The sequence below is a fragment of the Sinorhizobium mexicanum genome, assembly GCF_013488225.1.
GTDB classification, from domain to species: Bacteria; Pseudomonadota; Alphaproteobacteria; order Rhizobiales; family Rhizobiaceae; genus Sinorhizobium; species Sinorhizobium mexicanum.
Map to the genome: position 1 here is coordinate 1912541 of NZ_CP041241.1, position 21135 is coordinate 1933675.

Consider the following 21135-nt stretch of genomic DNA (forward strand, 5'->3'; position numbering starts at 1 on the left):
GGACCTCATCGATATCCTGCTTCGCCGGCCTGGTGGAGCTTCGGCCCCCGCTCGACGATCGGTTCCAGCGCCTTCTCCACCGGCACGTTCGGCGCGTCGTGGATCGCCTTGTACGTGCCCTGCGGATTGTGCGCCCATTTCACTGCGTTGCGCAGCACCGTCTGCACAGTCGCGTCATGATAGGTCGGATAGGTTTCGTGACCGGGACGGAAATAGAAGATGTTGCCGGTGCCGCGCCGCCAGGTCAGCCCCGAGCGGAACACCTCGCCGCCGGCAAACCAGGAGATGAACACCGTCTCCAGCGGCTCCGGCACGGAAAACTGCTCGCCATACATCTCTTCGTTTTCCAGCACGAAATTCTCGCCGAGACCCGCAGCGATCGGATGGCGCGGATTGACCACCCAGACGCGCTCGCGCTCGCCCGCCTCGCGCCATTTCAGCGCGCAGGGCGTGCCCATCAGCCGCTTGAACACCTTGGAGAAATGGCCGGAGTGGAGCACGATCAGCCCCATGCCCTCCCACACGCGCTTGGCCACCCGCTCAACGACGCGGTCGTCGACAGCGCCGTGGTCCTTGTGGCCCCACCAGACGAGCACGTCGGTCGAAACCAGTCGTTCTTCGCTCAACCCGTGCTCCGGCTCCTGCAAGGTCGCCGTCGTCGCGGCAATCGCGGCGTCCTCGTTCAGCGCCGCCGCGATCGTGTTGTGCATGCCGTTCGGGTAAATCTCCCGAACCACCGCATTCGTCTGCTCGTGGATATTCTCACCCCACACGATGGTGTTGATAGCCAAGGTCATTCTCCTCGTGGTTACTGCATCCGCTGCCGGATGCCCTTGTCTGGTGGTTAATTTGCGGCGAGGTTAAGCCGCGCCACGCAATTCGGTGCGGCCGATCGCGCGTCCTGCCGCATCGAAGCGATGAATTTGGCCGGCGGCAGGCGAAACCTGCACCGTCTGTCCGGGCTCGTGCCTAGAGATCCCGCTTTCCCGGACGATCAACGGCTCACCGGCGCCGATATCGATATAGACATAGCTGTCGGAGCCGAGCATTTCGGCGTGGACGATCGTGCCGTGCCATTGCCCGGCGCCCTCGACGACCTCCAGATGTTCCGCCCTGATGCCGATCGTCTGCGCCTCGTAGGGTTCCGCGAAGGCGTCGGTCAGGAAGTTCATTTTCGGCGAGCCGATGAAGCCGGCGACGAAGATCGAATTCGGCCTTTCATAAACGTCGAGCGGCGTGCCGATCTGCTCGACAAGCCCGTCCCGAAGCACGCAGATCCGGTCGGCGAGCGTCATTGCCTCCACCTGGTCGTGCGTCACGTAGATCATCGTCGTGTTGTGCATACTACGATGGAGCTTGGCGATCTCAAGCCTGGTCGCGACACGAAGTGCCGCATCGAGATTGGAAAGCGGTTCGTCGAAGAGAAAGACCTTCGGGTCGCGCACGATCGCACGGCCGATCGCCACGCGCTGCCGTTGCCCGCCGGAGAGCTGGCGGGGCAGACGCTTGAGATAGGGGGTAAGCTGCAGCATTTCGGCCGCCGCCTCGACCCTTTTTCTGCAGTGTTCCTTGTCCTTGCCGGCGAGCTGCATGCCGAAGGCCATGTTGTCGAAAACGGTCATGTGTGGATAAAGCGCATAAGACTGAAACACCATGGCGATACCGCGGCGCGACGGGGCGAGCTGATTGACGATCTGCCCGTCGAAGGAAAGCGTTCCGGAGGTGATTTCCTCCAGACCCGAAATCAGGCGGAGCAACGTGGACTTGCCGCAGCCCGACGGCCCGACGAAGACCATGAATTCGCCGGCGCGGATGTCCATGCTGACACCCTTGATGACCTCGAAGGAGCCGAAGGACTTGCGAATGTCCCGCAGTTGAAGCTCTGCCATTTCCTTCTCCTAAATCCAGCGGGATGCGTGTGGAAAATCGCTCTAGCCTTTGACGCCACCGGCCGTGAGGCCGGAAATGATGCGCCGCTGAAAGATCAGGACGAGGACCACGAGCGGCACCGTGACAATCACCGACGCCGCCATGATGTTGCCCCAAGGGACCTCGAACTGGCTGCCGCCCGAAAGCAGCGCGATCGCGACCGGCACCGTGCGCTGCGTGTCCGACGACGTAAATGTCAGTGCGAAGAGGAATTCGTTCCAGGAAGCGATAAAGGCGAGCAGTCCGGTCGTCACCAGCGCTGGCCACATCAGCGGCATGAACACGCGGGTGATGATCACCCAGGGCGTGGCGCCGTCGACGATCGCCGCCTCCTCGATTTCGACCGGCAGGTCGCGCATGAAGGTCGTAAGCACCCACACCGTGAACGGCAGCATGAAGATCATGTAGGAAAAGATCAGCGCCAGCGGCGTATTGAAAATGCCGATCCAGCGCACGAGCTCGAAGAGGCCGGCAAGCACGGCGATCTGCGGAAACATCGACACCGACAGGATGGCGAGGAGAAGCAAGCCCCGGCCCCGGAAGCGGACGCGCGCAAGCGCGAAGGCGGCGGTGATCGCCAGCAGCAGCGACACGGCGACGACCAGGGTCGCAACGAGCAGCGAATTTCCGAGGTTCCTCAGGAAACTGCCATGCGTCAGGATCTCCTGGTAATTGGCAAGCGAGGGCGTCGACAGCCAATAGTCGACACGGAACAGCGCCGTACCGGATTTCAAGCTCGTCAGGATCGCGTAATAAAACGGGAACACCGCGACGACGACGATGACGGCGACGAGCGCATAGAACGCAGTTCGTTTTACGGCTGTCATGAGCATCAGCGTTCGCCTTCCAGATTGACGCGTCCGAACCACATGTAGAGCACGGTGATCGCCGCGATGATGAGGAACAGCATGGTCGAGGCGGCGGCGCCGTAGGCAAACTTGTCGAAATCGAAAAGGTTCTCGCGGGCGAGCACCGACATCGTCTTCGTTTGCGTGTTGTTCGGCGTCAGCACGTAGATCAGGTCGAAGATGCGCAGCGCGTCCAGCATGCGGAAAATGACCGCGACCATCAACGCCGGCCGTATCAGCGGCAGGGTGATGCGCCAGAAAACCTTGACTGGATGGACGCCGTCGATCTTCGTGGCCTCGTAGATTTCACCCGGCACCATCTGCAGGCCGGCGAGAATCAGGAGCGCCATGAACGGCGTCGTCTTCCAGACGTCGACGATCAACACCGCGATCATCGCGGTATCGGGGCTCGCGGTCCAGGCGATCTTCTGGCTGACCAGACCGAGGCCGATGAGTATGTCGTTCAGGATGCCGAACTGGTCGTTGAGCATCCAGGCCCACATTTTTGCGGAGACGATGGTCGGGATCGCCCAAGGAATGAGGATCGCGGCACGCACGAGACCGCGTCCGGGAAACTGCGCATTGAGTACGAGCGCCACGATCAGGCCCAGCACCGTCTCGATGCTGACCGAGATCACCGTGAACCTGAGCGTATTCCACACCGCGTTCCACCAGGCCGGGTCGGCGAGCAGGCCCCTGTAGATCGTGCGTCCGCTCTTCAGCGTGACCCAGGAGAGATAGTTCTGGAGGCCGACGAACTCAGCAGCGGAGAGATTGGTCAGTGAGGCGTTGGTAAAGCTGAAATAGATGGTGCGGACGAGCGGCCAGCCGGCGACCATCGCCAGCACCAGGAAAGTCGGCGCCAGGAAAAGCCAGGCCGAACGGAGACGCTGCGCCTGAAGATCTGAGCCTATCCTCTTGCCCGCAAGCGCAGACGGCGGCCCCGCGAGAGAAACTTCGGTCATGACACGAGCTCACTGGTTGGCGTCCAGCTCTTGGCGGAACGCTCGACCTGCTGCATGGTTCCCTGGATCTGAGGGATCCGGGGAACGCACCATATTCAAAGGGTTGAAATACTCTTCGGGGTTCCGAAGGGCCTGCGATGCTGCTTTCGACGGCAGCCGACGAGCGGCTGCCGTCCTCGTTTGTGCACCTCGCTACCCCAAAACCGCTGCATAGCTTTGGGCTTCACGCATTGAGGTGGTGGGATTTACCAACCGTCTCCCTGCAGCTCGGTCAGGTCGACTTCGAGCAGCTCGAGGTTTTCGGCGGCCGTGCCGTCTCCCGAGAGCGTGTTATGCACGGCGCTCCAGAACTTGGAGGAAACCTCGTTGTACTTCACTTTCGCCACGGCCGAGGGGCGCGGTACGGCATTCTCGAAGATCGGTTTCCAGTTCGGCATGAAGGGCTGCGCGGCCGCGACGTCCTTGTCGTCATAGAGTACGGCGATCGTCGGCAGGTTTGACAGCTGGATGGCGCGCGCCTTCTGGACTTCCGGCGAGACCAGGAACTTTACCAAGGTAATCGACGCTTCCTGTTCGTCTGAATATTTGGAAACCGCAAGGTTCCATCCGCCGAGCGTCGAGGAGTGTTGACCTCCGTCCGTCGCCGTCGGCAGCGGCGTCACGTCGAACTTGCCCTTGACCGCGCTGTCGTCGCCGTTTCCGAGCGCATAGGCGTAGGGCCAGTTGCGCATGAACACGGCATTGCCCGTCTGCCAGACGCCGCGCGACTCCTCCTCCTGATAGGCGAGTACGCCACGGGGAGAGATCGTGCCGATCCAGCCCTTGACCCGGTCGAGGGCCGCGGCCGCCTTTTCGTTGTTGACGGAGATCGTGCCGTCGGGTTCGATGATCTGGCCGCCGCCGGAGGACTTGATCCATTCGAGCGCGTTGCAGGTCAGGCCCTCATAGGCGTTGCCCTGGAAGACGAATCCCCAGATGTCGGGATTGCCGGCCGCGCGCTCCTTGTCCTGGATTTCCTTCGCCGTGGCGGCGAGCTCATCCCAGGTCTCGGGTGGCTTCTTGCCGTATTTGTCGAGGAGATCCTTGCGATAATAAAGCGCCGGCGCGTCGGTGTAGAACGGCAGCGCAACCAGCTTGCCGTTGACGGTTTGCGATTGAATGATCGACGGGAAGTGCGCGCCGGCCACGTCCTTCGCGGCCTCGGTCAGATCGACGAATTGATCGGCAAGCTGCGGCGCCCAGATGACGTCGGTCTGATAGACGTCGACATCCTTGTTTCCGGCCGCGAGCCAGAGGCGGTACTGGCTGAACTGCTCGCTGCTCGAGGGCGGCATCGTCACCAGGTTGACCTTGTGGCCCGTGTCCTTTTCGAACTTGGCGATCTGCTCGCGCAGAAAGCTCAGGTTCTTGCCGGTCGAATTCGCCGCGATGGATATCTCGGCGGCAGCGGCGAGATCGGCAGCACCCGCGATCGCGGCGCAGAAAATCAGCGTCCTTACGATAGGCTTCATGTTCTTCTAGCTCCTCCAAGCCCCCCGGTTTCGTGACATCCCCTGAATTCGAAAACGGTTTGGCTGGCGAGCAAGCTGGCAGAAGCCAAAATCTCTGTCAAGATGTGCTCCAGATCGGCGTCACAACGAAAATGAGCATGATTTATTGCATTGTTTTTAAACGATAAATACCATGATTTAGCCTGTGGATCGTTGCTGCCGCAGGAGTCCTCCGGGATACTGATCGGGCATGAATTTCTCACAAATTTAAAACGATTTGGCTGGTCGCCGCTCACGTCGCCTAGTTGCTCCGCGAGTCCGTTTCCATCACGCGCGGTTGTTACCACCGGCAAACAGCGTATAGTCCTGAGCGAATGCTCCGGCGCCGCGTAATTATCAGACGCGCAAGGTCGCCAGGCAGTTTGGTGTCTGCATGATTTCGGATCGGCTCCGATTTGAGAACCATGCGGTGGGGGCGCGCAGGGAATACGATCGGTCACATGAAGCTCAAGGAGTTCGCCAAGCAGTTGGGGTTGTCCCCGACGACGGTCAGCCGCGCTTTGAGCGGCTATCCCGAGGTCAGCGAGAAGACCCGCAAACGCGTCGCGGAAGAGGCTGTGCGCCTCGGCTACCGACCGAACGTCAATGCCGTGCGCCTCGTCACGGGACGCGCCGGCGCGATCGGCGTGGTGATGGGCCGCAGCGGCGAATTCCAGTTCTCGGAATATATGAGCGGGATGGCCGAGCGGCTGGATAGCGAAGACATCGACATCCTCGTCAGCCCCATCGCGGAGCAGGGCGGCAAGGACGAGAGCCAGCTCTATAGCCGGCTAGCGACCAGCGGCCGGGTCGATGCGGTGATCATCCATTCGCCGATGCCCGACGATGAGCGCATCGCGCTCCTGCACAGGCTGGGAATGCCGTTCCTCGTCCATGGCCGTTCCGAGACCGACGTCCCGCACGCCTGGCTCGACATCGACAACGAGGGCGCCATCCGGCGCGCAACCTCGCATCTCCTCGATCTCGGCCACAGGCGCATCGCGATGATCAACGGCCGCGCCGGCCTGACCTTTTCACTCCATCGCGACAAGGGCTATCGCAAAGCCCTTGAACAACGTGGCATCCCGTTCGATCCGCGCCTCGTCGCCCATGGCCACTTCACCGACGAACTCGGTTTCCGCTTCGCCCGCTCCTTCCTCGAACAATCACCGCGGCCGACGGCCTTCGTTGCAGGTTCGATGATGACAGCGCTCGGCGTCTACCGCGCCGTACGCTCCTTCGGCCTCGTGGTCGGCCGGGACATTTCCGTCATCGCCCATGACGACGTCTTTCCCTATCTCACCGCCGACAACATGGTCCCCTCGCTTTCGACCACGCGCTCGTCGCTGCGCGCCGCCGGCGCGCGTTCGGCCGATCTCGTGCTGCAGCTTCTGTCGGGCAGGCCTGCGACCGAGATTCACGAGCTCTGGCCGGTCGAACTCATTCTTCGCGAATCCACCGGCCCCGTGCCGCAGTTGTCTGATTAGAGCAATTCCAGGGAAGTATGTAACGGCTTTCCGTCCGGAATTGCGAAGTTTCAACGAGTTGGATCGTTTCAGTGTTTCAATGAAATGATCTGGAACGCCGTGCGTTCAAGTGAACGCACCAAGGACGCGCTATCCTTTGATTATATAGCATTTCATCCGCCTTCACGTGATTCCACATGAAAGCGGATGCTCCAGCGCGCGGGTTCATTCACGCGGAGCCGCAGCCTGATGCACGCCAGTCGGATGAAGGCGATCGCCCGCAGGCGCCCCTATCCTCATGTTTAGCTCGACCTCCGACACGCCTCAACATAGCGTCCCCGACGTGGCTCGTGACGACACGCCTCGATCACGCAACAGGAGTGCATCATGTCACAGGCAGAAATGAAACGCCGTACGATTGGTCAGCAGGAGACAAACATGAGCTTGGACAACGCCTCACACCCCGCCAGACGCGGGCCCGAAGAGCTGGTTCCGTCGCGCTACGCCGTGCGGGTCGGCGAGATCGACGTGCTGGTGGTCAGCGATGGGGTGCTACCGCTCCCAACCACGATGTTGGGACACAACGCCGAAGCGGCCGACCGCGCGGGTTGGCTGAACGACATGTTCCTGCCGCAGGACGCTTTCGACTGGGCACTGAACGTGGTCCTGGTGCGTAGCGGCGCGCAGACGATACTCATCGACGCCGGGCTGGGGTTGGACCCGGACTTGAACCTGCCGCGGGCCGGGCAGTTGGTCAAGCGACTGGAGGCCGCCGGCATCGATCTTGCGTCCGTGACCGACTTGGTCCTTACCCACATGCACATGGACCACATCGGCGGGCTGCTCGTCGACGGGGTGAAGGACCGGCTGCGTCCGGACCTGCGGATCCATGTGGCGGCCGCCGAGGTCAAATTCTGGGAGTCGCCCGATTTCTCCCACACCTCCATGCCGGAGGGGTTCCCGGACGCACTTCGCTCGGCCGCGAAGCGGTTCTCGAAAGAGTACCACAACCATCTGCGGCAGTTCGAGGACGAGTATGAGGTGGCGCCGGGCGTAGTCGTCTCTCGCACCGGCGGCCATACCCCCGGGCACAGCGTGGTCCGCGTGGCGTCCGGCGGCGACCGGCTGATGTTCGCCGGCGACGCCGTGTTTGCGGTCGGGTTCGACCACCCGGACTGGCACAACGGTTTCGAACACGACCCCGAGGAAGCGACCCGCGTTCGGGTCCGTCTTATGCAAGAGCTGGCGGCGACCGGCTCGTTGCTGGTGGCCACGCACCTGCCGTTCCCGTCCGTCGGCCGGGTGGCGGTCGACGGAGACACCTTTCGTTGGGTACCGGTTTTCTGGGACTACTGACCGCTTATCGGGATAACCCGAACAAAACGACCGCATGCGTTCGAACAACCTGTCGATCGCTGTCTCGTACGACGCCGCCCGTGTCGCGGTGTCGTACGAGTTCGCCGGCTTAGCTTCGGCTCCTCGCGAGCAAGTCGATCATCTCGTTCGCCTTCACCGGCTTGTGCTCCGGCAGCAAGTGGCCTTCTCGTCCTTCGCGGCGAACCAACGACTAGGTCGCTTTCGGAGCGAAGCGGACATTCAGCGGCCGCCGACTGGTGATCCGTCCGGATACGGGGGCAAGCTCACAGGCGTCGACCGCCTTGAGCGCACGCCCTTGCGCCCTGCACCCGGAGAGGCCAAGACTGCGCGCGAAGATTCGTGCGTCAGACAGGCAGATGAAGAGAAGAGAGATCGCGATCATCGGCGGCGGCCCGGCAGGCCTCATGGCGGCAGACGTGTTGTCCCGTCTTGACCATTCGGTGACGATCTATGACGCCATGCCGACGGTCGCGCGCAAGTTCCTGCTCGCGGGAAAATCCGGCCTCAACATCACGCACGCCGAGGATTATGCGCTTTTCGCGACGCGCTTCGGCTCCGCATCGGATCGATTGCGCCCTGCCCTTGACGCTTTCACGCCGAACGATGTGCGCGACTGGGCAGCCGGGCTCGGCACGGAAACTTTTGTCGGCTCCTCGGGCCGTGTCTTTCCGAAGGTCATGAAGGCATCCCCGCTTCTGCGCGCCTGGCTGCGCAGGCTGGAAGCGCAGGGCGCCAGGCTTCTCACTCGCCATCGCTGGTTGGGCTTTGATGATGGGGGCTACGTATTCGAGACGCCGGAGGGGCGGAAAGCCGTCCGTTGCGACGCCGCCCTGCTGGCGCTTGGCGGGGCAAGCTGGCCGCGGCTCGGCTCCGATGCCGGCTGGCTGGCATTGCTGCGCGACGCGGGTGTGGCTCTCAGCGATTTTCGGCCCGCCAATTGCGGCTTCGACGTCGCCTGGAGTGAAAGTTTTCGCGAGCGCTTCGCCGGCGAACCGCTGAAATCGGTGACCGCTTCATCCGATGCCGGCGTCTTTCCGGGTGAATTCGTGGTGACCCGGCACGGCATCGAGGGCAGCCTCGTCTACGCCCATGCGTCGAGCCTGCGCGACCGGCTGGAGCACGACAGCGAAGCCACGCTCGTCATCGACCTCGTACCCGGCCGGCCAGCGGAACGCCTTGCCCGCGACTTTGAGCGCCAGCAAGGCAAGGCAAGTTTTTCAAACCGCCTTCGCAAAGCCGCGGGCCTTGCCGGCGTCAAGGCCGCGCTGGTGCGGGAGGTGGCGCCTCAGGCCCGTCAGGCCGATCCGCATGCACTCGCCAGCCTGATCAAGGCCTTGCCGATTCCGGTTCTAAGACCGCGGCCGATCGCAGAGGCGATTTCCTCGACAGGTGGCGTCAGCTTCAAGAGCGTCAACGACGACTACATGCTCACGGCGCTTCCGGGTGTTTTCGTCGCCGGCGAAATGCTCGATTGGGAAGCGCCCACCGGCGGCTATCTGCTCACCGCCTGCTTTGCGACAGGACGGGCGGCGGCACGCGGGATCGCGGCCTGGCTTAAGTAGTAGCGGTTAAGCTCAATCCTTTTGAGCTGCGCGTCCGCATCGCCAAGATGAGAGCAACCCCCATCATGAACTGGATTCCGATCCTGTCGCCGAACATGACAGCCGAGGCGGCGATCCCGAATACGGGCTGGAGGTACCGGACGCTCGCCGCTATGGGCGCCGGTACGTCGCGCAGTATGCTGAGCCACAGGAACCGGCCCGCGACAGTGACGATCAGGCCAAGGTAAGTCGCTCGTCTACCCGATGGGAACCGGGACAACCTGAAGGTCTGGGCCTTTAGAGACTGGATCGCGGCGGAGGTACAACAGTTCAAGGCAAGCGTTGAAGCTCAGCGACATCACGGCGTCTGGCGTTCAGCAAACCCTGCAGATTCCATCGGGCATGCCATCTTCCCCGAATTGCTCTACGCCGTCTCCCGGCGGAGTTCTTCGATGTCGCCGGCCTCTCGAGCCGGAGGTCTGCCATAGGCGCGCAGAAAGGTGCGCACGGCCGCCCGCGCCGACTTCTCGAGTTCCGCGTCCGTCGGCGTTCCGCCAAAGAAGCTGGTCATCTGCAGATCGGCATTGACCAGGGCGAGGAACTGCGTGGCGGCAAGATCGAAGTCGTCTATATCGAGCCGCGCGACATGGGAAAGCCGGGCAAAGAGCGCCGCCAAGGCCGTTCCGATCTTGCCTGGTCCCTGCTGGCGCCAGATCGCGAAGAGATGCGGATAACGCTCGCCCTCCGTCTGCACCAGCTTGCGGATGAACTTTCCGTCGTGATTACACACGCAGTTCTTGTTGAGGCGGACGGCAAAGGCGGTCAGATCGTCTTCGAGATTGTCGCCGTTGTCGGGAAAGGTCGCGAGAATCGTAAACAGCGCGGCATTGGCACGGTCCAGGATGTCCTGAACGACGGCCATGAACAGCGTCTCTTTTTCGCGGTAGTGGTTGTAGACGGTCTGCCGCGAGACGCAGGCTTCCATCGCGATTTCGTCGATGCTGGCGCCGGCAAAACCTTCCCGGCAAAAGACCTCGGCAGCGGCGTCCAATATCGAGACGCGTTTAGCGCATTGGCCTTTCTGAGTGGGGCCGCCCGGCTTCGGTTGCGGCGCTTTCGGTTTTTTCATGCCCTGAAAATAAGACGTGTTGACGAATTAGACAATGGTGTCTAACTTTACACGTGTGTCCAATTTGTTAGACACGAGCAGTCGCGGGCAGATGCGATCCTCCCAAGCCGCATCCTGCCTCTCCGGCGGCCGCTTTTCCGTTTCAACCTTTAGCGACAGCGATGGGCCGGCAGGTGCATCCGGCTCTGCCTTCGCGGTTTCTGAAAGAACATCATCATGACGGCCTCATTTCTACGCACTGCGATTATTCTCGGTCTTTTGTCGGCCATCGGGCCGTTTGCGATCGACATGTACCTTCCGGCCCTGCCCTCGATCGGCAAGGATCTCGGCGCTGAAAACAATGTCGTGCAACTGAGCCTGCTCTCCTTCTTCATCTCCTTTGCGCTGTTCCAGCTCGTCTACGGCCCGCTGTCGGACATCTGGGGCCGCAAGGCACCGCTCTATCTCGGCATCGGGCTTTTCGCGCTCGCCAGTATCGGTTGCGCGGTGGCGAGCGACATCGAAACCCTCATCGCCTTCCGCTTCCTTCAGGGCATCGGCGGTGCCGCCGGCATGGTCATTCCGCGCGCGGTCGTGCGCGACATGCACACCGGCGTCCAGGCGGCGCGGCTGATGTCGCTGCTCATGCTCGTCTTCAGCATTTCGCCGATCCTCGCACCGCTGACGGGCAGCGCCGTGATCGAGTTCTACGGCTGGCGCGGCGTCTTCTATGCGGTGATGATCGCCGCCGCGGTCGGGCTGGTGCTCCTTTCGACGCAGCTCAAGGAGACCCGCCCGAAGGAGCACCGCTCGGACAGCACCGTCGGCAGCGCGATCGCCGCCTATCGGCTCCTTCTTGGCGACCGCAACTTCCTGACGCTGACCTTCATCGGCGGTCTCGGCATCTCGAGCTTCCTCGTCTATCTCGCGAACTCGCCCTTCGTACTGATCGACCATTACGGCCTGACGCCGACGCAATACAGCCTTGCCTTCTCGATCAACGCCGTGTCGTTCTTCACGGTATCGCAGGCGACCGGGTGGCTCGGCGAACGTTTCGGTCTCGTCCGGTTGATGCGGATGGCGGTGACGATGTTCGCGTTGACCATGATCAGCATGTTCGTCGTCATGAGCCTTGGCATCAATCAGTTGCCGGTCATGGCGGCCTTCCTCTTCGTCGGCTACGGCGTTCTCGGCCTCGTCATTCCGACATCGTCGGTGCTGGCGCTCGAGGATCACGGCGAGATTGCCGGCACCGCTTCGGCGCTGATGGGAACGCTGCATTTCGTGACCTCGGCCGTCGCAATGGTCATCACCAGCATTTTCTTCGACGGCACCGCGCTGCCGATGGTGGCGGGCATCGCGCTCTGCGCCCTTGGAGCCTTCCTCGTTACCCAGGCAACGATCGGCCGTCGCCGCCGCGTCGTTGCCGCGGAATAGACAATCCCCCGCGCATCCGAAAAGGGTGCGCGGGCCGGTCCTTTGGCTGCGTCGCAAAGAGGCCGATGACCGCTTTGTGAAGCTGCTCCTGTCGATTACGTGCTAACGTCTATCGACGGGCGCGGCGCAATCCCAAAGTTTGCTTACTCGAACCACCGGGGGTGCCGCGCCGAACACTGCAAAGGAGCCGGCCATGCCTCCGACGCGACGTTCGCTGCTGACCGCTTTTCTGGCAATCCCGGCCTTGCCCATCGTCAACCTCCGCCAGGCCGCCGCCCAGCGGCGCCCGCTGCCGCCAACGCCGGCCTGCGGCAGTAATCGCGACCTGACCCTCGCCCGCACCGCCGGTCCCTTCTACAAACCCGACGCCCCCTTGCGTCACGAACTTTTTGCCGATTCCCCCGATGGTGAGCGCATCACGCTTGCCGGCTACGTCCTCGACGCCGACTGCCGGCCGCTCGCCAACAGCCTCGTCGAGATCTGGCATGCCGACGACACCGGCGCTTATGACACGCGCGGCTTCAGGCTGCGTGCGCACCAGTTCACCGATGCGAACGGGCGCTGGTGGTTCGCCACGATCGTACCCGCGCGTTACACTGGCCGAACCCGGCATTATCATCTCCGCGTGCAGCGCCGCGGCGGCGGGCTGCTCACGACGCAACTGTTCTTTCCGAGCGAACCCGCCAATGCGCGCGACGGCCTCTATTCGGATGCGCTGTTGCTCGATATCCGCAACACTGCCGACGGCAAATTCGGCCGATTTGATTTCGTCGTCTGAGCTGCAATGCGTGGCCGCCGCTCTCGGCAGCGGCCCGCCGTTCACTCAGTGCTCGTTCGCATGTGTTCCGTGCGCGGTGATCACGCTCTGCGCTTCCTTACCGTAAAGCTCCTCGAAATGATCGAAGCCCTTGGAAAAGAAGCCGATCCCCTGCGTGGCGGATCTCAGCGAGCGCGCCAGGTCGTCCAGCGCGGAGCCTGGGATCAGGGCGCGGAAGATATCCCACCCCTTCGCCCCTTCGTCCCGGTCGAAACCGAGAACTTGGCCCTTCAGCGTCGAAACGATTGGCACGAGGCTGCCGGAATAGATGGACGGGATATGAATCTCCACGCGGAAGATCGGCTGCATCAGCACGGCCGAGGCCTGTGAAAGGGCCTGGCGGACGCCCATCTTCCCGGCTGTGCGGAACGCGTATTCCGAACTGTCGACGGAGTGGTGCTGGCCGTCGGTCAGCATCACGCCGACGTCGATGACCTTGAAGCCGAGCGGGCCTTTGTCCATCGCTTCGCGCGCGCCCGCTTCGACCGCCGGTATGAAGTTTCTCGGAACGGCGCCGCCCTTGACGGTCTCGGCAAAGGTGAATCCGCCGCCGCGTTCATTGGGGTGAACGCTGAGCTTCACATCCGCAAACTGGCCGGCGCCGCCGGTCTGCTTGCGGTGCCGATAATGCACGTCCGACGACTTCGAGATCGTCTCGCGATAGATGGGGCTTGGCGGTTGCTCGCTGACCTCGACGTGAAAGATATCGGAGAGCGTCCGGCACAGGTCGCGCAGGTGCACCGGCCCCTGAGCGCAGACCAGTTGCGCGCCGGTCCCCTCCTCCTGCATGACCTTCAGTCCGCGATCGGTTTCGGAAAGCTTGGCGAGCGTTTCGGAAAGCTTGGTCTCGTCGCGCTCGCTTTCCGGCACCAAAATCCGCTCCATCATCGGCGTCGGCGGAGTTGTCCATTCCGGCGGCGCCACGGCGGCATTGGTCGTCAGCAGCGACGGTACGACAAGGTGATCGGATTTCACCGCGGCGAAAACCTGACCGGGCGCCGGTGTCGCCGATGCCAGGGGGCGGCCGTTCGCCGGATCCTGCAAGGCCCCGAGCCCGGCGCCGCCAAGCATTGCTCCCTGCTTCACGCCGTTTTCGAGCGCGCGCACGAGCACGGTCTTGCCGACGCTCGGGCGATGATGGGCGTGAAAGCTGACGGCGGAAAGCGTCGCATCGGCGATGCCGCCAGCCGTAGCAAGGCGTTTTCTAAGCGCATCCACCCGCGGCGCGTCGTGACGCAGCGCCTTCATCAGCCGCAGAATGCCGTTGCTGTGGCTTGCCGCGCCGACCAGCACCGGAATGATCTTGTTTTCGCTCAGGACCCGCGTCGAGATCGTATAGATTGCGTCGCTCGCCGGCTCGCGATCCTCGATCAACTCTTCCAGCAGCCAGTCATCGAATTCGGAAAGATGCTCCAGCAGTTCGGTGCGGGCCTCGTGTTCGCGCTCGACGACGCTTTCGGGGAGTTCGAAAAGCGCCGACGTCTGGCCTTCCCGGTAGCGCCAGGCGCGCTCGGAAATCAGGTCGCAGCTGCCGATGATCTTGTCACCCTCGCGGATCGGAATCTGCCGGAGGACGAAAGGGTGGTTGGAATAGTCCTGGAGAGCGGCGACGACGTCCCTCAGCCGTCCCCTCGGCTCATCCATGCGGTTGACAAAAAGGATGCAGGGCGTTCCCGACGCCTCGATCGCCTTGAGGTAAGGCGCCGCGAGCACGGCCTCTTCCGGTACCGGCGAAACGCAGAGCACGCAGGCATCGCTGGCAAGAAGAGCATCTTGCGCATGCGCCAGCGCCTCGTTGGTTCCGGGTGTGTCCAGCGCACACCACTCTTCGTTTCCGAATTCGAACTCCGTCAGGCTCAGGCCGTAGGGAGAGGCGGATTTTCTTGGCTGGCCTTCGAGCAGACCGAGCTTTTCCACGAGCGTGGATTTTCCGGTCTGCGAAGGCCCAAGTACCGTGAAGCAGCGCATCGGCGATCCTCCTACCACGATGACACGTTTTCTACAGCGCCGCGCGTCTCTTCAGACGCGCAAAGGTCGCTGTAGCACTTGAATCGCTGCATGTTTTTATCCTTAAATCGGCTCCGATTTAAGGAAACATGCAGTAGAGCGGGATGAGGAAAAGTGTGCGCGGTTTCCGCCCGCATCCCGCGTCTCGACCCATTAGAATCGATCACATTATGACTTAGGTCGATTAGACCTAAAGTCATCGTGATCTACAGCGCCGCGCGTCTATTCAGGACGCTGTAGCCCTTTTAAGTGCTGCATGTTTTTATCCTTAATTCGGCTTCGACTTAAGGAATTATGCAGCGGGCCAGGATGCCGCGCTCAGGCACGTAGACCGAAGGTCGGTGGCTTGCTCCGGCTCGCGCCCTCCCCCCGCGAGGTCAAGGCTCGACCAAGGGTGCACCCGTGCCCGTCGCTACGCAAGGCTGAGATTGACGATCTTAAGAAAAGGTCGCGGACCTGCTGCATCTTTCCTTCAAGCGGAGCCGATTTGCGGACAAAAACATGCAGCAAACCAAGGTGCTAGAGCGATCTTTGCGCGGCCTGAAAAGACGCGCGTCGCCGTAGGCGGCAAAACCTGCACCGAGTGCCTCGGCCGCACCGGCATTCCCCCTTTGCGGCGCGATCTATCCGATCGCGCTCGGCGCAAATTCCGCGACCAGTTCATGGCGATCACCTGGATAGGTCAGCCGAACGCTGGTGACCGGCGCACCGCCGCTCCAGGTACGCCGTTCGATGACGAGGCAGGGCGATCCGACCGCTATGCCGAGCGCCTGCGCGGCCTGACGGCTTGCAGCGACAGCGCGGATGCGATGTTCGGCCGTACTCCACGGCACCTTGCCGAGCAGCCACGAACCGGGTGCGACGGCATCGAATGATTCTGCTTCGGCCTCCGGCACCGCCGAAAGGTTGATCAAGCGTTCCTCAAGGCAAAAGGGCCGGCCGCTCGCCAGATGCCGGCAGGTGATATCGAGCAGCCGCGCCGACGCCGGCAGGTCTATGCGTCCCGAATCGTCGGCACCGGCCTTGCGGACATGCCGTTCGTCGAGACGATAGCCGTATTCGAGGCCACGCGACTGCACCTCGAGTTTCACGTCATGGATTTCCATGACCGCTGATTGCACGTGCGGAAAGGTGACATAGCTGCCGGACTTGCGCCGCCGCTCGATCAATCCTTTCTTGACGAGCTCGGTCAGAGCCTTGTTCACGGTCATGCGCGAGCAACCATATTGCTCAGTCAACTCGTGCTCGAAAGGAATACGATGCCCCGGCGGCCAGTCGCCGGACAGAATGTGCCCCTCGACATCGCTGAGAATCCGCTGGTGCAGGGAGAGCGGCTGGTCTGGACGCTTTTCCTCGGGGGAAGAACGATCGATGGGAATGGCGGGATCCTCGGCTGGTGACTGACCCCGTACCTTAAACATTTCCCGCCGCGGCAACAGTCCCGGTGAGGATGCCCGCTGGTTTTCCACGACGGATGCTGGACGATCAAAGTCTTACGATGGCCCGGCCGAATCGATGATCATCGCTGGGATCACAGCCGGCAGCAGAGACACCATTTCGTCTTCACAAGCCGACATGCGGACGAAGGGGCCGCGCTACGCGCCTGTCCAGTCCCTTTAATAGAAGAGATGCCAAGGCGTCACGAACGCACGCGCCCATTCCTGCTCCTGCTCCCGCTCGCGCTCCGCCGCAACATCGACACGGACGGCATTGGAAGCCGCCTTTTCGTTGCGCACCGGCGCCTTCGACACCGGCGGCTCGAAATAGCCAAGCGTCATTCCACCGAGATAGAACATTGAGCGCCCTTCCCTGTTTGCGTTTTCCAACACAATCCTGCCACAATCCAGCAGCCTGTCAATAGTCTACTAATTTTATGTTCTAACACGCCTACCTCCAGCGCCGGCCAACCTGCTCTCGACGGGGGTTGGCCGCGGGAGCGAAATCGCGGCCGCGTTCGCCAGCTCGCAGGCGGAAACGACGCGCGATCGACCGAGCAGGAATAAACGAATTCAAAGTGTTAGATGGACTTCTGAGGCCCCGGTCACGGCAGCAAGCGAGAGCGGCGAGACGCTCCAACCCTGGCCGGCTTCAAAAGCATGCATCAACGGCGAATTGGCGCGGCAATCGCTACTGTCACGATCGAACCGCCCCCTGCCGCTGCCGATCGGAAACATGCCGGTGGGGCTCACCTTGAGCCGCGCCCAGCTTGCGGCCGCCACCGTGTTCGACCCGGTTGTCCGCGGACAACCGAATCGAGACCGCCCACAAAAGTTGTCCGCGGACAACCGTTAAACAGAGAAATTCATAAAACTGCGACGTCTCGGCGGGATAAACGGGGTTTTTGTTAAGCGTTTGTAAATTGGCAACGAATCGGCGCATAGTATATCTGCGCAGATAGGGGCTTATTGGCGAATTTTGCGCAGTTTTTCGGAGAGGGCGATGTTGCAGCAGAGAATCCAGAGTCTTGAGGAGCAGGAGCATTTGCCATCCCTGCTGTCCGCTGACGCTCAGGAACTCGCTCATCAGCTGCAGGAACATCAGAAAAAGATCTTCTCCCCGACTGCACAAAAGACGATGCGGCTGTTCACCCCGGCCGAGGCGGCTGCCTTCATTGGAATCGGTGAAGGCTACCTGCGCCAGATCGCGTCAGAAGGCCACGGGCCGCAGCCGCTGTCAAACGGCCGGCGCATGTATGCCGTCGAGGATATCGATCGCATCCGCCATGTGCTCGACGAGGGCGCGAAGACCGGGAAATACATCCCTCATCGCCGGCCGGGCGAAAAGCTCCAGGTCATTTCGGTGATGAATTTCAAAGGCGGGTCGGGCAAGACGACGACGTCTGCTCACCTCTCCCAATATCTTGCGCTGCGCGGCTATCGCGTGCTGGCGGTCGATCTCGACCCGCAAGCCTCGCTCTCCGCCCTCTTCGGCCACCAGCCGGAGCTCGACGTCGGCGAGGCCGAAACGCTTTATGGCGCCATCCGCTATGAGAACCCGCGCCCCATCGCCGATGTTGTCCGCTCGACCTACACCACCAATCTTCACCTGATCCCGGGCAATCTCGAACTGATGGAGTTCGAGCACGAGACGCCGAAGGCAATGATCGGCGGTTCGGCCGAGACCTTGTTCTTCGCCCGGATCGGCGAGGTGCTGTCCGAGATCGAGAGTTTCTACGATATCGTCGTCATCGACTGCCCGCCGCAGCTCGGCTTTTTGACCATGTCCGCGCTCTGCGCCGCGACGTCGGTGCTTATCACCGTGCATCCGCAGATGCTCGACGTGATGTCCATGTCGCAGTTCCTCTCGATGACGAGCGACCTGATGACCGTCGTGGAAAAAGCGGGCGGACGGACGAGCTACGACTGGATGCGCTATCTGGTCACCCGTTTCGAGCCGAACGACGGACCTCAGAGCCAGATGACCGGCTTCATGCGGGCTATCTTCGGCAATCGCATGCTCCAGAATGCCATGGTGAAGTCGACCGCCATCTCGGATGCAGGCGTCACCAAGCAGACCCTCTACGAGGTGGAACGCTCGCAATTCATCCGTGGCACCTATGACCGGGCGATGGATTCGCTCTCGCTCGTCAATGCGGAGATCGAAGAGATGATCCGCAAGGTCTGGGGAAGGAAGTAATCGATGGCGCGCAAGAACCTGATCGGCATTTCCGACAGCCCTACGGCTCCGCTCGACGGAGAGCGGCCAGCCGTCGAGCGTCCGATCGCCGGCCTTGCACCCGGCCAGCGCCCAAGTGGCCTCGTCGGCGGGATTACCAGATCACTCTCGAATATCACGCAGAAGGTGGAGCGCGCTGACGAATTGGAGCGCCAGCTTGCCGAAGGGCAATCGATCGTCGACCTTGACCCTTCGCTGATCGACGCTTCCTTCGTCGTAGACCGGCTCGGTGTTGCCGCCGAGGCGCAAGCGGCGCTGGTGCAACAGATCCGCGACCACGGACAACAGGTGCCGATCCTCGTCAGACCGCATCCGACGGCGAAGGAACGGTATCAGGTCGCCTATGGTCACCGGCGGCTTGCAGCACTCCGCGAAATCGGCGGGAAGGTCAAGGCGGTCATTCGCAACCTCAGCGACGAACAGCTCGTCGTCTCCCAGGGGCAGGAGAACAACGCCCGCACGGACCTCTCCTTCATCGAGCGCGCCCTGTTTGCCACGCGTCTGGAAGATCGCGGCTTTTCCCGCGAGATCATCATGTCGTCGCTTGGTATCGACAAAGCGGCGCTCTCGAAGATGATCACGGTGGTGCGCCGGCTACCGGTCGAAGTGATCGAGGCGGTCGGTGCCGCGCCCGCTTTTGGACGCCGGCGATGGATGGAGCTCGCCGATCTTATCGATCTCGACGGCAACCGGTCGCGAGCGCTCGAATTTATCGAAAAGACCGAGTTTTCAGCCGGCGAAAGCGATCAGCGCTTCGAAAAGCTGTTCGGCTTCCTCAGTACGGCCAAGGCGCGCACAAAGGCGGAGGCCTGGACCGCGCCTGACCGCACACGTCCGGTACGCATCCGCGAGACGGAGTCAGAAACGACTCTTGCCTTCAGCAAGAAGGCGGCACCCGGTTTTGCCGATTTCGTGAGGCAGAGGCTGCAATCTCTGTACCTCGAATACCAACAGGAAACAGGAGATTAAACAGAGCAAAAGAAAAAGGCTTCCGAACGACTAGCGCTGCGGAAACCCTTCTCTCGTGTAGCAACTAGAGAATCCCATTTCCGCGAATCAGTGTCAAGAGTTTTTGACGTCGTTTCGGCGAACGGTTTTCTTTTGCCTTGGATAAGGTGAAGAAAAATGGAACGTGGAAGTGTGACGACGCCCTTTGGGCGGCGGCGGATGACGCTTGGCATGCTATCAAGCCAAATCACCGCCAGCCGCGCCGAGGCGGAGCGGTCTGTCGACAAGTGGAAATTGTTTCGCTGGCTCTGCGAAGCCAAGACCGTCGTCGGCGTATCCGATCGGTCGCTGGCGGTGCTCAACGCGCTGCTGAGCTTTTATCCCGGCACCGAACTGTCCAGGGAAAGCGGCCTTGTCGTTTTTCCCTCCAATGCCCAGCTTTCGCTCCGAGCGCATGGCATGGCCGGAACGACCTTGCGGCGCCACCTCGCCTGCCTCATCGAAGCCGGCCTGATCCTTCGACGCGATAGCCCGAATGGCAAGCGTTACGCGCGGCGAATCCACAGCGGTGCCGTCGGCGAAGCCTTCGGGTTCGATCTTTCTCCGCTCATCGCACGTGCTGCCGAAATCGAAACGGTCGCCGCTGAGCTCGCCGCCGAACGGCAGCACCTGCGCATCATGCGTGAGCGACTGAGCCTCTGCCGGCGCGACGTTGCCAAGTTGCTGGAGCTCCTCCACGAAAGCGCTCCGCAAAGCGATTGGCAGAACTACAAGCTGATCTTCGAAGAACTCGTCAACGCGCTTCCCCGCAAGCCCTCGACCGCCGAAATCGAAACCGTGCTTGGCTCGATGGACCATCTTCGTTGTGATCTTACCAACCAGTTGGAAAACTTGCTCAAATTCCAAAAAACGGACACCTATGATCACCAGAATGGATGTCACATACAGAATTCACATCCAGACTCTCTTTCTGAATCTGAAGTTGGCTTGGGAAAAGGACCGGAACCCATTTTGCGAAAAGCTGCCGATGCCAACGCTGCAACGGATTTGACAGAACATCCCCCGAAACCGGCACCACGCAACGCAGCGTCGCCCTTCAACACCGTCGATCGCTCGAGTGCGGCACCTCAACTGCCGTACCGCGAAATCCCGCTGCCAGCCGTCTTGCAAGCCTGCCCGCAGATCGCCGACTATGCTCCTTCCGGCCGGATTTCCAGTTGGAAGGATCTGATGACCGCGGCGATTGTCGTTCGCTCTATGCTGAATGTCAGCGCCAACGCCTATGACGAAGCCTGCTCCGTCCTTGGCTGCGAGAACACGGCTACCATTGTCGCCTGCATCCTCGAAAGAGCGGAGCAAATCACATCCCCGGGCGGTTACCTGCGCGAACTGACGAGGCGGGCGCAGCGCCAGGAGTTTTCGCTTGGCCCCATGGTCGTGGCGTTGAGTCGAGCTAAGCGGAGTGCAGGAGTTGCCCTTGCAAGTTAA

The 21135-nt window shown here is 61.8% G+C and carries 19 protein-coding genes; 8 read left to right on the plus strand and 11 right to left on the minus strand.

Annotated elements, in window-relative coordinates:
* Positions 1 to 5: 5 nt before the first annotated feature.
* The 6 genes from FKV68_RS32840 to FKV68_RS32865 all read right to left on the minus strand — a co-directional run bounded on the left by FKV68_RS32840 (position 6) and on the right by FKV68_RS32865 (position 5528).
* Positions 6 to 791 carry a ThuA domain-containing protein gene (locus FKV68_RS32840; protein ID WP_180943062.1) on the minus strand — a complete coding sequence of 262 codons (786 nt, stop codon included), beginning with the start codon at positions 789 to 791 and terminating at the stop codon, positions 6 to 8.
* A 69-nt stretch (positions 792 to 860) separates the two neighbouring features.
* The gene (locus FKV68_RS32845) at positions 861 to 1889 is read right to left on the minus strand and encodes an ABC transporter ATP-binding protein (protein WP_180943063.1); all 1029 of its coding nucleotides are present in this window, start codon (positions 1887 to 1889) and stop codon (positions 861 to 863) included.
* Between the two features lie 42 nt (positions 1890 to 1931).
* Entirely contained in the window at positions 1932 to 2762 is an 831-nt protein-coding gene (locus FKV68_RS32850) for a carbohydrate ABC transporter permease (RefSeq protein WP_180943064.1), read from the minus strand.
* On the minus strand, positions 2762 to 3742 hold the full coding sequence (locus tag FKV68_RS32855) for a carbohydrate ABC transporter permease (protein ID WP_180943065.1): 981 nt from the start codon (positions 3740 to 3742) through the stop codon (positions 2762 to 2764). Before FKV68_RS32855 ends, FKV68_RS32850 begins: the two co-directional genes overlap by 1 nt.
* Before the next feature lie 245 nt (positions 3743 to 3987).
* The gene (locus tag FKV68_RS32860; RefSeq protein ID WP_180943066.1) at positions 3988 to 5253 is read right to left on the minus strand and encodes an ABC transporter substrate-binding protein; all 1266 of its coding nucleotides are present in this window, start codon (positions 5251 to 5253) and stop codon (positions 3988 to 3990) included.
* Positions 5250 to 5528, minus strand: coding sequence for a hypothetical protein (locus tag FKV68_RS32865; RefSeq protein ID WP_180943067.1), 279 nt, complete (start codon positions 5526 to 5528; stop codon positions 5250 to 5252). The genes FKV68_RS32860 and FKV68_RS32865 overlap by 4 nt, the downstream gene beginning before the upstream one ends.
* 204 nt (positions 5529 to 5732) lie before the next feature.
* On the opposite strand from FKV68_RS32865, the gene FKV68_RS32870 reads away from it, so the two are divergent.
* The 3 genes from FKV68_RS32870 (at position 5733) to FKV68_RS32880 (ending at position 9676) form a co-directional block, all read left to right on the plus strand.
* Positions 5733 to 6758 carry a substrate-binding domain-containing protein gene (locus FKV68_RS32870; protein ID WP_180943068.1) on the plus strand — a complete coding sequence of 342 codons (1026 nt, stop codon included), beginning with the start codon at positions 5733 to 5735 and terminating at the stop codon, positions 6756 to 6758.
* Between the two features lie 366 nt (positions 6759 to 7124).
* The gene (locus tag FKV68_RS32875) at positions 7125 to 8093 is read left to right on the plus strand and encodes an MBL fold metallo-hydrolase (RefSeq protein ID WP_180943069.1); all 969 of its coding nucleotides are present in this window, start codon (positions 7125 to 7127) and stop codon (positions 8091 to 8093) included.
* Positions 8094 to 8470: 377 nt separating this feature from the next.
* Positions 8471 to 9676 carry a TIGR03862 family flavoprotein gene (locus tag FKV68_RS32880; RefSeq protein ID WP_180943070.1) on the plus strand — a complete coding sequence of 402 codons (1206 nt, stop codon included), beginning with the start codon at positions 8471 to 8473 and terminating at the stop codon, positions 9674 to 9676.
* Here FKV68_RS32880 and FKV68_RS32885 read toward each other — a convergent pair.
* Both FKV68_RS32885 and FKV68_RS32890 read right to left on the minus strand, forming a co-directional pair.
* Positions 9669 to 9989 (minus strand): EamA family transporter, encoded by a 321-nt coding sequence (locus FKV68_RS32885; RefSeq protein ID WP_180943071.1) that lies wholly within the window; start codon positions 9987 to 9989, stop codon positions 9669 to 9671. The two genes, FKV68_RS32880 and FKV68_RS32885, sit on opposite strands and share 8 nt — an antisense overlap.
* Positions 9990 to 10079: 90 nt before the next feature.
* Positions 10080 to 10784 carry a TetR/AcrR family transcriptional regulator gene (locus FKV68_RS32890; protein ID WP_180943072.1) on the minus strand — a complete coding sequence of 235 codons (705 nt, stop codon included), beginning with the start codon at positions 10782 to 10784 and terminating at the stop codon, positions 10080 to 10082.
* A 216-nt stretch (positions 10785 to 11000) separates the two neighbouring features.
* On the opposite strand from FKV68_RS32890, the gene FKV68_RS32895 reads away from it, so the two are divergent.
* A complete protein-coding gene (locus FKV68_RS32895; protein WP_180943073.1) occupies positions 11001 to 12200 on the plus strand; it encodes a multidrug effflux MFS transporter in 1200 nt (399 codons plus the stop codon).
* Between the two features lie 193 nt (positions 12201 to 12393).
* Positions 12394 to 12978: a dioxygenase family protein gene (locus tag FKV68_RS32900; protein ID WP_180943074.1), complete on the plus strand. Its 585-nt coding sequence runs from the start codon at positions 12394 to 12396 to the stop codon at positions 12976 to 12978.
* Positions 12979 to 13023: 45 nt separating this feature from the next.
* Here the strand turns inward: FKV68_RS32900 and FKV68_RS32905 are convergent, their stop codons facing one another.
* From FKV68_RS32905 to FKV68_RS32915, 3 genes are all read right to left on the minus strand, one after another.
* The gene (locus tag FKV68_RS32905) at positions 13024 to 14985 is read right to left on the minus strand and encodes an elongation factor G (protein WP_180943075.1); all 1962 of its coding nucleotides are present in this window, start codon (positions 14983 to 14985) and stop codon (positions 13024 to 13026) included.
* Positions 14986 to 15647: 662 nt separating this feature from the next.
* Positions 15648 to 16349, minus strand: a complete 702-nt coding sequence (gene hutC, locus FKV68_RS32910; protein ID WP_342454803.1) for a histidine utilization transcriptional repressor HutC — start codon at positions 16347 to 16349, stop codon at positions 15648 to 15650.
* Positions 16350 to 16640: 291 nt separating this feature from the next.
* Positions 16641 to 16820 carry a hypothetical protein gene (locus FKV68_RS32915; protein WP_180943077.1) on the minus strand — a complete coding sequence of 60 codons (180 nt, stop codon included), beginning with the start codon at positions 16818 to 16820 and terminating at the stop codon, positions 16641 to 16643.
* A gap of 646 nt (positions 16821 to 17466) precedes the next feature.
* On the opposite strand from FKV68_RS32915, the gene repA reads away from it, so the two are divergent.
* The 3 genes from repA to repC all read left to right on the plus strand — a co-directional run bounded on the left by repA (position 17467) and on the right by repC (position 21135).
* Positions 17467 to 18660, plus strand: a complete 1194-nt coding sequence (gene repA, locus FKV68_RS32920) for a plasmid partitioning protein RepA (RefSeq protein ID WP_425347601.1) — start codon at positions 17467 to 17469, stop codon at positions 18658 to 18660.
* Positions 18661 to 18663: 3 nt separating this feature from the next.
* Positions 18664 to 19668, plus strand: coding sequence for a plasmid partitioning protein RepB (gene repB / locus FKV68_RS32925; protein WP_180943079.1), 1005 nt, complete (start codon positions 18664 to 18666; stop codon positions 19666 to 19668).
* A gap of 156 nt (positions 19669 to 19824) precedes the next feature.
* Positions 19825 to 21135: a plasmid replication protein RepC gene (gene repC / locus FKV68_RS32930; RefSeq protein WP_180943080.1), complete on the plus strand. Its 1311-nt coding sequence runs from the start codon at positions 19825 to 19827 to the stop codon at positions 21133 to 21135.